A 12,920-nucleotide genomic window follows, 5' to 3' on the forward strand; every position below is an offset into this window, starting at 1 on the left:
ACAATCGAGCAGTCCCATGGCCCGTATCGTGATGAAGTTCGGTGGCACGTCGATGGCGGGCATCGAGCGTATCCGCAACGTGGCGCGGCAGGTGAAACGCGAGTGGGCCAAGGGCGAGCAGGTCGCGGTGGTGGTCTCCGCCATGTCGGGCGAGACCGATCGCCTCGTCAATTTCTGCCGTGAGGCCTCGCCGCTCTACGATGCGAAGGAATATGATGTCGTCGTCGCGTCGGGCGAGCAGGTGACGAGCGGCCTGCTGGCGATCGCGCTGCAGGCGATCGGAGTGCCGGCGCGCAGCTGGCTCGGCTGGCAGCTGCCGATCCGCACGTCCGACGCCCATGCCTCCGCCCGCATTGCGACGATCGACACCGAGGCGCTCAACGCCAGCCTCGCTTCGGGCGAAGTCGCGGTGATCCCCGGCTTTCAGGGCCAGACCGAGGAAGGCCGCGTCACCACGCTCGGCCGAGGCGGTTCGGACACGTCGGCGGTGGCGGTGGCGGCGGCGATGAAGGCCGATCGGTGCGACATCTACACCGACGTCGACGGCGTCTATACGACTGACCCGCGCATCGTCCCGCGTGCGAGAAAAATCCCCAAGATCACCTACGAGGAAATGCTGGAGCTGGCGTCGGTCGGCGCCAAGGTGCTCCAGACCCGCTCGGTGGGGCTCGCCATGAAGGAGAAGGTGCGCGTTCAGGTACTCTCCTCCTTCGGAGACCCGGACGCCGAGCCCACCCCCGGCACCTTCGTGGTGGGGGAAGACGAAATCGGAGAAGGCCAAGTGGAACAGCAGCTCATCACCGGCATCGCCTATGACCGCAACGAGGCGAAGATCACGCTGGTCGCGGTGCCCGATCGCCCCGGCGCGGTGGCCTCGATCTTCAACCCGCTGGCCGAGGCGAGCATCAACGTCGACATGATCGTGCAGAACGTCGCGCACGGCACCGGATCGACCGACGTGACCTTCACCGTGCCGGGCGCCGAGCTGGCCCGCTCGCTCGACGTGTTGGAGAAGGCGCGCGAGACGATCGGCTACGAGAAATTGGTGCCCGATACCGAGGTCTGCAAGATTTCGGTGGTGGGCGTCGGCATGCGCAGCCACGCGGGCGTCGCGGCGACGATGTTCCAGGCGCTGGCCGGGCGCGGCATCAACATCCAGGCGATCACCACGTCCGAGATCAAGGTAAGCGTGCTGATCCACCAGGACTATACCGAGCTTGCGGTGCGCGTGCTGCACACGGCCTACGGGCTGGACGCGGAGGATGCGGCGTAATCTCTAGCCCTCTCCCGCTTGCGGGAGAGGGTTGGGTGAGGGTCTTCTTTCTTCTATGGCAACGCCCATGGATAGCTCAGAAGCCTCGCTCCACTCGGCCCCTCACCCCAACCCTCTCCCGCAAGCGGAAGAGGGAGTAGGCCACGATCGCCTCGCCCGCCTGATGAAGCGGGGCACCGATTTCCTCGGGAGCGAGGTCGCCATCATGGCGGGCGCGATGTCGTGGGTGAGCGAGCGCAACCTCGTCTCGGCCATGTCCAACGCCGGCGGCTTCGGCGTCATCGCCTGCGGGGCGATGTCGCCCGAACTGCTCGATGCCGAGATCGCCGCCACCAAGGCGCTCACCGTCAAGCCGTTCGGCGTCAACCTCATCACCATGCACCCGATGCTCAACGATCTGATCGATGTGTGCGCCAAGCACGGTGTCGGCCATGTCGTGCTGGCGGGCGGGCTGCCGCCCGGCGGCGCGATCGAGCGGATCAAGGGTTCGGACGCCAAGGTGATCTGCTTCCCGCCGACGCTGGCGTTCGCGAAGAAGCTGGTCCGCTCCGGCGTCGATGCGCTGGTGATCGAGGGGATGGAGGCCGGCGGTCATATCGGCCCGGTCTCGACCAGCGTGCTGGCGCAGGAGATCCTGCCGGCGGTGGCGACCGAGTTGCCCGTCTTCGTCGCGGGCGGCATCGGGCGCGGCGAGGCGATGGCCGGCTATCTGGAAATGGGCGCGGCCGGCGTGCAGCTCGGCACGCGCTTCGTATGCGCGACCGAGTGCATCGCGCACCCGAACTTCAAGAAGGCCTTCATCCGCGCCTCGGCCCGCGACGCGATCGCCTCGGTGCAGATCGACCCCCGCCTGCCGGTGATCCCGGTGCGCGCGCTCAAGAATGCGGCCGGCGAGCTGTTCACCGCCAAGCAGCGCGAGGTCGCGCAGGCGCTCGACGAGGGCAGGGTCGCGATGATGGAGGCCCAGCTCCAGATCGAGCATTATTGGGCCGGCGCGCTGCGCCGCGCGGTGATCGACGGCGATGTCGAGCATGGCTCGGTGATGGCGGGCCAGTCGGTCGGCATGGTAACGAAGGAGGAGCCGCTGGCGGAGATCCTCAGGAGCCTTGTCGACGAGGGCGCGCACGCGCTGGAACGCCGCTCGGGCGGATAAACAACGCCAGCCACAAACACTCCGTTCTTCCCGAGCGAAGTCGAAGGACGGGCCTCAGGCGACATCATTTGTAGCCCGTGCTTCGACTTCGCTCAGTGCGAACGGTATCTTTGCTAATTTCCGGACATCAAGGCGCGCTGCTCGCCACCACGGCGGGGGCCTGCTCGGTATCGTCCAGCGTCGGCGCGTCGGGATCGGCCGGGGTTACCTGCGGCGTTATCGGCAGCGCGTCCGCCATGGTGGTGCCGTCCTCGGTGATCGCCACCGTCGCGCCGACATCTGTTTCGTCGTAGAGCGCCTTGGCGAAGGCATCGGGCAGATGCACGCAGCCATGCGAGCTGCGATAGCCGGGTACGCTGCCGGCGTGCAGCGCCACGCCGTCCCAGGTCAGCCGCTGCATATAGGGCATCGGTGCCGCGCCATAGAGGTTGGAGCGGTGCTTCACCTCCTTCTGCAGGATCGGATAGGTGCCAAGCGGCGTCTCCTTGCCGTCCTTGCCCGTCGAGATCGTCGTGATGCCGATCAGCGCATCGCCGCGATAGACGAACGCCACCTGCTTATCGAGATCGACCACCAGCGCCACTGCGCCGTCCGAGCCAAGCTCCGGATGCCAGAGATATTCGCCGGGCTTCAGCGTATCGGCATCGGCGATGCTCAGCACCGGCGCGTCGCCGGCCGTCACCGGATCGAAGGCCGGCACCGGCCCCTGCGCGAGCACCTGCGCAGGGATCGCAGCCGCCATGATCGCAGTCGCAACGAGAGCCATCGAAAACGAACGACGCATGGCGACTTCCCTTCCATGTCCTCCCGGGCGCGAACGCTCCTATGCCGTCCGTCGCTCGACGAGCAGCACGTTGCGATCGCGATGCCGATTCCCTCGACACAACGACGAACGCGACGATTGGTGCCGCGAAGTCGTCGCGTTCACCACGATTGCGCTTGACGAAAGCGGAATGCGCTCAGCGCGCGCCGACGCGCTCCGCTATGGCGGCATAGGCCGCAAGCCGCTCGACGGCGGCCGCGTGGATGCCGGGCGGCGTCACCAGCACGCCGAAGGCCTCGGCGCTGGCCGTGTTGAACGCCAGCGGCACGCCGAGCGCATCGGTGATCGTCGCCCCGGCTTCCGACGCGATCAGCACGGCGGCAGCGATGTCCCACTCGTGGCCCCAGCGCATGGTCGCGACCAGATCGGCCTCTCCGGCGGCGACCATCGCGATGCGTAGCGCGATCGAATTGGGCTTGGGAACCGACACCAGATCGCTGTCCCGACGTGGCAGCTGATCGGCGGGGACGCGCGCGCCGACGATCGCGTCACGCGGCGTCACATGGATCGGCTCGCCATTGCGCCATGCGCCTTCGCCCGCAATGGCGGTCCAGCGCTCGCCCCTTGCGGGCGCCTCCAGCACGCCGAGCACGGGGTGCCCATCCTCGACCAGCGCCACCGATACCGCCCAGCCGGGCCGCCCGCGCAGATAGTCGCGCGTGCCGTCGATCGGATCGACCACCCATACGCGCTGTTTGGCGAGCCGCGCCTTGTCATCCGCCGTTTCCTCGGAAAGCCAGCCGGCCTCGGGGTCGATCTTCGCGAGTCGCGCCTTCAGGAACGTGTCCACCGCAAGATCGATCTCGCAGACCGGCTCGCCGCCAGCTTTCTCCCAGCGCCTGAAGCCATCCTTCGCCCTGCCGAGCGCCAGTGCGCCGGCTTCGGCGGCCATGGCGGCAACGGCGTCGAGGCGCCAGTCAGTCATTGGGATCAGGCACCGGCTACGGTCATCCCGTCGATGCGGATGGTCGGCACGTCGGTGGCGCGCTCGAACTTCAGGTCGTCGGCGGGGACGACAGCCCGGAACATGTCCTTCAGATTTCCGGCGATGGTGATCTCGGCTACGGCGGCGCCTATCTCCCCGTCCTCGATCATGAAGCCGGCGGCGCCGCGCGAATAGTCGCCTGTGACGGGGTTCACGCCCTGCCCGATCAGCTCCGTGACGTAGAGGCCACGCTTCACGTCTTTCATCAGCTCCGCGGGCGAGAGCGATCCCGCTTCCATGTAGAGGTTGGTCGTTCCCGCACCCGGCGGCCCCCCGACGCCGCGCTGCGCGTTGCCGGTCGGCTGGAGGCCGAGCTGGCGCGCCGAGGCGCTGTCGAGCAGCCAGCCGGTCAGCACGCCGTCCGCGATCAGAGCGCGCCGCGCGGTGGGCAGGCCCTCGCCGTCGAATGGCTTGGAGCCGAGGCCCCGCGCGCGCAGCGGATCGTCGACGATGGTGATGCCCCTGGCGAACACCTCCGTCTCCAATGCATCGAGCAGGAAGCTCGTCTTGCGCGCGATCGACGAGCCGGTGATGGCGCCCGCCAGATGGCCAAGCAGGCTGGCGCCGACGCGCGGATCGAACAGGATCGGCATCGCGCCCGACGGGAGCTTGGCCGGGTTGAGCCGCGCCACGGTCCGCTCGCCGGCGCGGCGGCCGATCGCCTCGGCCCCTTCGAGATCGGCGAGGTGGCGGGCGGATCGGTGCGCGTAATCGCGCTGCATCGCGCCGCCCTCGCCCGCGATCACGCTCGCCGAACAGCCGTGGCCGCTGGTCGCATAGCCGCCGGTGAAGCCGTGGCTGGTGGCGAGCGCGATGATCGTCCGCCCGTGGCTAGCGGACGCGCCCTCGCTGTTGGTGACGCCGGAAACGGCGCGTGCAGCCTCCTCCGCGATCAGGGCGCGGGCGCGCAGCTCCTCGGGCGGGACGCCCGTGGCGTCGTCGCCATCGACCGAAGGCGCGTCCCCGCGCAGCAGGCGATCCTCGGGCGCGAGACCGGCATAGGCATCCTCGGGCGCCTCCTTCGCCATCGCGACGGCGCGGTCGACCAACGTCGCCAGAGCCTCGGCCGAAAGGTCCGACGACGAGACACTTGCCGATCGGCGGCCGACGAAGAGCCTGAGCCCGATCGTCTCGCCCTCCGACCGCTCGACATCCTCGAGTGCGCCGAGCCGCACCGACACGGCGGTCGATTCGTTGCAGACGTACAGGCCGTCGGCGGCATCGGCGCCCGCCTTCTTCGCCTGGGCGACGAGATCGGAGACGCGGGTCTGGGCTTCGGCGACGGTCAACATGGATCGCACTTAGGAAGCCGGCCGACCCCCGTCTAGCCCGCGCTTCCCACCGCCAGCGCCGCCATCGCCATCAGCAGGCCCGCCGTTCGGTTCGATCGGAAGCGGTGGAGCGCGCCCGCCGGGTCGGTAGTATCCATCGTTGCCGCCTGCCAGATCAGGTGCAGCGCCATCGGCAGCAGCGCCAGCAGGGCAAGAGGATCGGGGCGCCGCAGCCAGTAGGCCCCACCCCACAACAGCAGTGCCCCGACATAGCAGGCCGCTACACCGGGCTTCACATGCCGACCCATGGCGCGCGCGGAGGACTTCACGCCGGCCAGCACGTCGTCCTCGATGTCCTGCAGCGCGTAGATCGTGTCGTAGCCGATCACCCAGAGGATAGATCCGGCATAGAGCAACAGCCCAGCCGCCGGAACCACGCCGGCGGCGGCCGCCCAGCCCACCAGCGCCGCCCAGGAGAAGACGATGCCCAGCCATGCCTGCGGCCACCAGGTGATCCGCTTCATGAAGGGATAGCAGGCGACGGGGGCGAGGCTCGCCACCGCGATCCAGCGCGCCGGCCAGTCGAGCCCGACCAGCACCGCCAGCCCGATCAGGCAGAGCGCGATCAGGAAGGCCCAGGCCGATTTCAGCGTCACCCGCCCATTCGCCAACGGCCGGTCGCGGGTGCGCGCGACGCGGGCATCGAGATCGCGATCGACGATGTCGTTATAGACACATCCCGCGCCGCGCATCGCGATCGCGCCGATGCCGAACAGCACGATCAGCCGCACCGCCTCGGCTGCCGACGGCCCCGCCAGCAAGATTGCCCAGGCGCCCGGCCAGAACAGCAGCCACGCCCCGATCGGCCGATCGAAACGCGCGAGCAGCGCGTAGGGCCGCACACCGGCGGGGAGCAGCCGCAGCAGCCCGCGCCGTTCGGTATCGGGCACCGCCGTGTCGGAGGGGATCGCGGTCATCGCCCCGCCCTAGCCCGATCGGCGGCGGGATGCCATGGCGCGGTTCAGGCCGCCTTGATCGCCTCGCCGACGCCCAGCATCTCGCCCTTGGTGACAATCACGCGGTCGCCCAGCTTCACCTGATCGAACACCTTGTGGGCAAAATCCTCCGGCACGCCGACGCAGCCGTGGGTCGCGCCGTTCCAGCGCATCTTCGATCCGTGGATGGTGATGCCGTCGTTGGTCAGCCGCATCATGTAGGGCATCGGCGCGTCGTAGAGGTTGGATACGTGATGCGCGTCCTTCTGCGAGATCGCGAACACGCCGAGCGGGGTCGGGTGATCGTCCGCACCGTACATGATCGCCGCCGCGCCGATCTCGTAGCCATCACGGAACACCGACATCACGCCCGCCGCCAGATCGACGGTGATGATGATCCGGCCCGTCTTGGGTGCGCCGTCCTCGTTCCACACATAGTCGCCGATCTTCATCGGCTCGGGCACGTCGAGCACGCGCTTCACGGCGTAGCTGGCGTCATCGGCTTTGGCGGGTCGCACGACAGCAGCCACCTTCGCAGGCTTCGCCACGGGCTGGTGCGGCGCCGGCCGCGCATCCGCCTGGCCGCCGACGGTGTCCGCGATGCGCACGACGGCCGGCGCCAGCGCCGCGATGCCGATCGCCGCCGTGAGCCAGACCTTGTGGCGCATGACGAAGGAAAGGAGGCGCTGCTTCTGCATGGTTCCGGTCTATGCCACGACAGGATTAACGGAAAGCATGCTGTCGCGCGCATCGCCTCATCGCGGGACGCGACGATCGGCGCTAGGCTGGCCCGAAACGACGCTCATGGAGGATCATGCCCGCCACCCCCACTTGGCCGCCCGAAAGCGCGCCGCGCCTGTTCATCGACCAGCCGCTCTCCGAGGGCGCCCAGGTGACGCTCGATTCCGCGCAGGCCAACTACCTGATCAACGTGATGCGGCTCAGGGCCGGCGACGCGGTGCGCTGCTTCGACGACAAGAGTGGCGAGTGGGCGGCCGAGTTGTCGTCCTCCGGAAAGCGCGATGCCCGGCTGCAGATGGTGACGCATCTCGCCCCGCGCGAGCCCGTGCCCGATTTCTGGATGGTCGTCGCCCCGATCAAGCGCCAGCGTATCGACTGGATGGCCGAGAAAGCCTGCGAGCTGGGCGTCGACCGTTTCGTGCCGGTGCTGACGCGCCGATCGGTCGTGGACAAGCTCAACCTCGATCGCCTGCGCACGCACATGATCGAGGCGGCCGAGCAATGCGGCCGCACGGCGCTTCCCGCGCTCGACGAGCCGGTGAAACTGGAGCGATTGCTCAGGGACTGGCCCGCCGATCGCACGCTGTATTTCGCGGACGAGACCGGCGGCGAGCGCTTCACCCCTCAGCCCGGCCCCGCCGCGATCCTGATCGGGCCGGAGGGAGGATTCGACCCGCAAGAGCGCGACGCGATCCGCGCACACCCACAGGCGCGGGGCATCTCGCTCGGCCCCCGCATCCTGCGCGCCGAGACGGCGGCGCTGGCGGCGGCGGCCGTGTGGATGAGTGCGGCGGGGGATTGGTAGCGAGATGGTCCCTCTCCCTCCCGGCGAGGGGGCAATGAGACCCCTTTCCATACCGATCGGTAACGGCTAGGGCGCGGCGATGTCGACCCGCACCGCCTCCACCGCCGCCGATCCGATCATCGAATCGCGCGACGATCTGCTCGCCGTCTTCCAGAAGGGCGAGAAGCCGAAGGATCAGTGGCGCATCGGCACCGAGCACGAGAAGTTCGTGTTCTGGAAGGACAGCAAGCGCGCGCCCTCCTACGAGGAGCCGGGCGGCATCCACGCGTTGATGATCGGCCTCACCAAGTTCGGCTGGACGCCGATCATCGAGGGTGAGAACGTCATCGGCCTCACCGGCCGGGACGGCGGCATCAGCCTCGAGCCCGCCGGCCAGTTCGAACTCAGCGGCGCCCCGCTCGACAATCTGCACGAGACCTGCGCCGAGACCGGCCGCCACCTCGCCCAGTGCAAGGAGATCGGCGACAAGCTCGGCATCGGCTTCCTGGGTCTCGGCTTCTGGCCGGACAAGACCCGCGCCGAACTGCCGATCATGCCCAAGGGCCGCTACAAGATCATGCTGGACCACATGCCGCGCGTCGGCTCGCTGGGCCTCGACATGATGCTGCGGACCTGCACCATCCAGACCAACCTCGACTATTCCAGCGAGGCGGACATGGTGAAGAAGTTCCGCGTGAGCCTCGCGCTCCAGCCGCTCGCCACCGCCTTGTTCGCCAATTCGCCCTTCACCGAGAGCAAGCCCAACGGCTACCTCTCCTACCGCTCGCACATCTGGACCGACACCGATCCGAAACGCACCGGCATGCTGCCCTTCGTGTTCGAGGACGGCTTCGGCTACGAGCGCTATGCCGACTACATGCTCGACGTGCCGATGTATTTCGCCTTCCGCGAGGGCGGCTACGTCGATGCGGCCGGCCTCTCCTTCCGCGATTTCCTGAAGGGTGAACTGTCCGTCCTGCCCGGCGAGAAGCCGACCAAGGCCGACTGGAACGACCATCTCTCCACCGCCTTCCCCGAAGTGCGGCTGAAATCCTTCCTCGAGATGCGCGGCGCGGACGGCGGCCCGTGGAACAAGATCTGCGCGCTCCCGGCTTTCTGGGTAGGTCTGCTCTACGACGACCAGGCGCTCGATGCGGCCTGGGATCTGGTGAAGCACTGGACGGTCGAGGACCATCACCGCATCCGCGAGCAGGTGCCTCGCCTCGCGCTGGATACGAAAGGCCCGCGCGGTCGCTCCTTCCTCGATCTCGGCAAGCAGGTGCTGGAGATCGCCCACGAGGGCCTCGCTGCCCGCCAGCGTTTCAACGCGTCCGGCGACGACGAGACCGGCTTCCTCACCCCGCTCCACGAGATCGTGGCGAGCGGCAGGGTGCCCGCACAGGACCTGCTCGACCGTTACAATGGCTCGTGGGGCGGCGACATCACGCGTGTCTATGACGAGATGGCGTACTGATGGCTATCGACGCTGCTCCGCCGGCGTTGCCAGCGGCACAGCGCTAGGCGGCGCCCTCCACAGCCGCTGCGCCCGGACGAACCACTTCGTGATCGCGCCATGCTCGGCCATCCAGTCGGCATAGGCCTGATATGCCGGGTCTTCGCGCAACATGTGGCGCTCCTCGGTCTTGGCGCGCCAGAAATAGACTGCGCTGATCAGCGCCAGGATCACCGTGTTGCGCGCGCCATCGCCCCACCAGCCGGTGGTGGTCAGGATCGGCAGCGTCGACATCCACCAGAACAGGTTCTTGGACAGATAGGCCGGGTGCTTGGTGAAGCGGTACGGCCCGTTGGTCAGCAGGCCGCGATAGGTGAGGTTGGAGAAGCGGATGCCGAACGCCACCGTCGCCCAGGCGTAGCAGCCGGTCAGCCCCATCAGCGCGAAGGCCCACAATGGCTGGAGCATCGGGTGATCCGAGAAGGCGCGCTCCCAGCCGAGCTGCCCCGGGCTGTAATCGAGCGGGCCGCCGTTGTTCATCAGCATGAAGGGCGGGTAGCAGATCAGCGCCGCCACCCAGCCCTGCATGAACGGATTGCCCGATCGGATATGCGAATCCAGCGGCTTCAGCGTCAGGATATAGCCCACCGTGCCGATGCTGACGTCCACGAGGAACATTAGCGCGGCGGTCGCCTCGGCGAGCTTCATGGGATCATCCCACATCTGCCGCGGGTAGGCGTGGATGGCCGAGCTCCAGTTGCCTGGCAGCGCCGAAAACATGAACGCGGTGAAGAAGCCCTTGATCGCCCAGCTTCGCCAATGCTCGGCGAGCTTTGGTTTCAGCGCCGGATCAAAGCCGCTGCCCAGCGTCATCAGCCAGTGGCCGAACACCCAGGCGCCGTCCTGCCGGTCGATCAGGCGACGATCGAGCCAGACCACGTAGGGGATGGAAAGCGCGACCAGCGGGATCAGGGCGGTCGACAGCACCTGCATCGCGTAGAGATAGCTGCCGTCGCTCCAATACCAGCGGCCAAGCGCGTAGAAGCAGGCGATAAGCCCCCAGGTCGCCCACAGGCCGGCAAGCTTGACGAGGCCGGTGTCGAACGCATCGCGCCAGCTGCGCGGCTCGGCTGTCCAGTCGATGCCGGTGGTGGGGTTGCGGTGGACGCGATCGACCAGCACCGACCACAGCACCATCGGCGCCGCGCAGGCGAGCAACCCGGCAAGCGGCACCCAGGGCGCATCGAAATGCCAGATACGGACGGCGATATAGAACAGGCCGAGGCCGGCCAGCCCCACGAAACCGACCGCCGCCGACACCGCCGAGCGCGGAGTTTGGGAAGTGGCGTTGCTGTCGTCCATGGCATCGGTGTCCCTGTTCAGGACAGGCTGCCTAACCGATCAGCCGTAAGCAAGCGGTGAAGATCGCGGAAGAAAGACAGTCACGCATCCTCCAGCGCCTGACCCGCCCGCAGCCTCGCGGCATCGCGCATCGGCGGTCTTCCGAACATCCGGGCATATTCGCGGCTGAACTGGGAGGCGCTCTCATAGCCCACCGCATAGGCGACACGTGCCGCTTCGGCGGGCGCGGCGATCAGGCGGCGGCGGGCTTCCTGCAAGCGGATCTGCTTGTGGTAGGCAAGCGGGCTCATCGCCGTCACCGCCTTGAAATGGCGGTGGAAGGAGGAAGCGCTCATTCCCGCCAGCCCGGCGAGTTGCTCCACCCGCAGGGGCTCGGCATAGTTCTGCCGGATCCACTCGATCGCGCGACGGACCTGCGAGAGGCGGCTGTCGCTCCGCGCGATCTGGCGCAGGATCGCTCCCTGCGGCCCCTGCAGCACCCGGTACAGGATCTCGCGCTCCAGCATCGGGGCCATCACCGGCACGTCGCCCGGTGTATCGAGCAGCCGCATCATGCGCAGCAGCGGATCGAGCAGATCGGCGGTCATCGCGCTGATGCTGATCCCCGCCTCGCCGGGCCCTTCGCCGGCATGCGGCAGGTCGATCAGCAAGGCGGCGATCGCTGCTGGATCGAGCTTGAGGCCTACCACCATATAAGGCTTTTCAGTGCTCGCCTCCGTCACTTGGCCGATCACCGGGAGATCGACCGAGGCGACGAGGAAGTGGCCGGCGCGGTAGTCGATCATCCGATCGCCGATGATCACGCGCTTCCCGCCCTGCAGGACGAAGCAGAGCATCGGCTGATAGAGGCCGTGCGTCGGCGGCGTCGGCGCGGTCGACTGCGACACCGTCAGGCGCAACCGTGGCGAGACCGGCGCGCCGGCATGGCGCGCGACCAGCGCGCGCATCTCCTCGAGCATCATATCCATGAGTGGCAAGATCGGATCGCCGCGCCGCGATGGCAAGCACTCCCTTCCCGTCATTGAGAGGATCGGGCAAGGATCGGGCAGCATCGGGCGCTCACCGGCATCGCCGTCCTCCTATCTCCCGCTCATCCAGAAGGAGGATCACCGGATCATGGATACCATCACCCTCACCCGCTTCGGCGCGACCTCGACCACCGACGAGGTCCTCGACAGCATCGATCTTTCGGACAAGCGCGTGCTCGTCACCGGCGTCTCGGCCGGGCTCGGCGTCGAGACGGCGCGCGTGCTGGTCGCCCACGGCGCGCATGTCGTCGGCGCCGCGCGCGATCTCGACAAGGCGCGCCGCGCCACCGCCGAGATCGACGGACCGGGCAAGCTCGAATTCGTCGAATGCGACCTAGGTTCGCTCGCCAGCGTCCGCGCCTGCGCCGATGCGCTCGATGCCAAGGGCGAAAAGTTCGACGTCGTGATCGCCAATGCGGGCGTGATGGCGGTGCCCGAGAAGCGCGAAACCGCCGATGGCTTCGAGATGCAGTTCGGCACCAATCATCTCGGCCATTTCGTGCTGGTCAACCGCGTCGTCGGCCTGATCAAGGACGGCGGTCGGCTGGTGAACCTGTCCTCGGCCGGGCATCGCTATTCGGACGTCGACCTGCTCGATCCGAATTTCGAGACGACCGAATACACGCCGTTCGGCGCCTATGGCCGCTCCAAGACCGCCAACATCCTGTTCGCGGTGGAGTTCGATCGCCGCCACAAGCATCGCGGCGTGCGCGCCACCGCCGTCCATCCGGGCGGTATCCAGACCGAGCTCGGCCGCCACATGAGCGAGGGCGAGTTGCAGGCGCTGGTCGATCGGCTCAACGCATCGCAGCCCGAGGGCCAGAGCTTCGCATGGAAGACCATCCCGCAGGGCGCGGCCACTTCGGTCTGGGCTGGCTTCGTCGCCGGCACGGATGAGGCGGGCGGTCGCTATTGCGAGGATTGCCACGTCGCTGACATCTCACGCGATCCGGGCATCCGCGGCGGCGTGCAGGCCTATGCGCTCGATCCCGACAACGCAACGGCGCTCTGGGCGAAAAGCGAAGAGATGGTCGGCGAGACGTTCTGATCCT

The 12,920-nt window shown here is 67.9% G+C and carries 12 protein-coding genes; 5 read left to right on the top strand and 7 right to left on the bottom strand.

Annotation, left to right across the window (positions count from 1 at the left end; genetic code table 11):
* Window positions 1–16: 16 nt before the first annotated feature.
* Both HZF05_RS21035 and HZF05_RS21040 read left to right on the top strand, forming a co-directional pair.
* Complete coding sequence (locus HZF05_RS21035; protein ID WP_160364409.1) at window positions 17–1,273, top strand: aspartate kinase; 1,257 nt, start codon at window positions 17–19, stop codon at window positions 1,271–1,273.
* A gap of 163 nt (window positions 1,274–1,436) precedes the next feature.
* A complete protein-coding gene (locus tag HZF05_RS21040; RefSeq protein WP_181638941.1) occupies window positions 1,437–2,426 on the top strand; it encodes an NAD(P)H-dependent flavin oxidoreductase in 990 nt (329 codons plus the stop codon).
* 127 nt (window positions 2,427–2,553) lie between these two features.
* Here the strand turns inward: HZF05_RS21040 and HZF05_RS21045 are convergent, their stop codons facing one another.
* The 5 genes from HZF05_RS21045 to HZF05_RS21065 form a co-directional block, all read right to left on the bottom strand.
* Complete coding sequence (locus tag HZF05_RS21045; RefSeq protein ID WP_220129919.1) at window positions 2,554–3,210, bottom strand: L,D-transpeptidase family protein; 657 nt, start codon at window positions 3,208–3,210, stop codon at window positions 2,554–2,556.
* Between the two features lie 175 nt (window positions 3,211–3,385).
* A complete protein-coding gene (locus HZF05_RS21050) occupies window positions 3,386–4,174 on the bottom strand; it encodes a 3'(2'),5'-bisphosphate nucleotidase CysQ (protein WP_160364411.1) in 789 nt (262 codons plus the stop codon).
* Window positions 4,175–4,179: 5 nt separating this feature from the next.
* Window positions 4,180–5,526, bottom strand: coding sequence for a TldD/PmbA family protein (locus tag HZF05_RS21055; protein WP_160364412.1), 1,347 nt, complete (start codon window positions 5,524–5,526; stop codon window positions 4,180–4,182).
* A 32-nt stretch (window positions 5,527–5,558) separates the two neighbouring features.
* Window positions 5,559–6,482: a 4-hydroxybenzoate octaprenyltransferase gene (ubiA, locus tag HZF05_RS21060; protein WP_160364413.1), complete on the bottom strand. Its 924-nt coding sequence runs from the start codon at window positions 6,480–6,482 to the stop codon at window positions 5,559–5,561.
* Window positions 6,483–6,526: 44 nt separating this feature from the next.
* Window positions 6,527–7,198 (bottom strand): L,D-transpeptidase family protein, encoded by a 672-nt coding sequence (locus tag HZF05_RS21065; RefSeq protein WP_160364414.1) that lies wholly within the window; start codon window positions 7,196–7,198, stop codon window positions 6,527–6,529.
* Between the two features lie 116 nt (window positions 7,199–7,314).
* On the opposite strand from HZF05_RS21065, the gene HZF05_RS21070 reads away from it, so the two are divergent.
* Complete coding sequence (locus tag HZF05_RS21070) at window positions 7,315–8,046, top strand: 16S rRNA (uracil(1498)-N(3))-methyltransferase (RefSeq protein ID WP_160364415.1); 732 nt, start codon at window positions 7,315–7,317, stop codon at window positions 8,044–8,046.
* A 79-nt stretch (window positions 8,047–8,125) separates the two neighbouring features.
* Window positions 8,126–9,499 carry a glutamate--cysteine ligase gene (locus HZF05_RS21075; protein ID WP_160364416.1) on the top strand — a complete coding sequence of 458 codons (1,374 nt, stop codon included), beginning with the start codon at window positions 8,126–8,128 and terminating at the stop codon, window positions 9,497–9,499.
* Window positions 9,500–9,502: 3 nt separating this feature from the next.
* On the opposite strand, the gene HZF05_RS21080 is transcribed toward HZF05_RS21075, so the two are convergent.
* Both HZF05_RS21080 and HZF05_RS21085 read right to left on the bottom strand, forming a co-directional pair.
* The gene (locus tag HZF05_RS21080; RefSeq protein ID WP_160364417.1) at window positions 9,503–10,840 is read right to left on the bottom strand and encodes a methyltransferase family protein; all 1,338 of its coding nucleotides are present in this window, start codon (window positions 10,838–10,840) and stop codon (window positions 9,503–9,505) included.
* An 80-nt stretch (window positions 10,841–10,920) separates the two neighbouring features.
* Window positions 10,921–11,808: an AraC family transcriptional regulator gene (locus tag HZF05_RS21085; protein WP_160364418.1), complete on the bottom strand. Its 888-nt coding sequence runs from the start codon at window positions 11,806–11,808 to the stop codon at window positions 10,921–10,923.
* Window positions 11,809–11,956: 148 nt separating this feature from the next.
* On the opposite strand from HZF05_RS21085, the gene HZF05_RS21090 reads away from it, so the two are divergent.
* Complete coding sequence (locus tag HZF05_RS21090; RefSeq protein WP_160364419.1) at window positions 11,957–12,916, top strand: SDR family NAD(P)-dependent oxidoreductase; 960 nt, start codon at window positions 11,957–11,959, stop codon at window positions 12,914–12,916.
* Window positions 12,917–12,920 lie beyond the last annotated feature (4 nt).

The sequence above is a fragment of the Sphingomonas chungangi genome (assembly GCF_013778325.1).
In the GTDB taxonomy this organism is placed as follows: Bacteria; Pseudomonadota; Alphaproteobacteria; order Sphingomonadales; family Sphingomonadaceae; genus Solisphingomonas; species Solisphingomonas chungangi.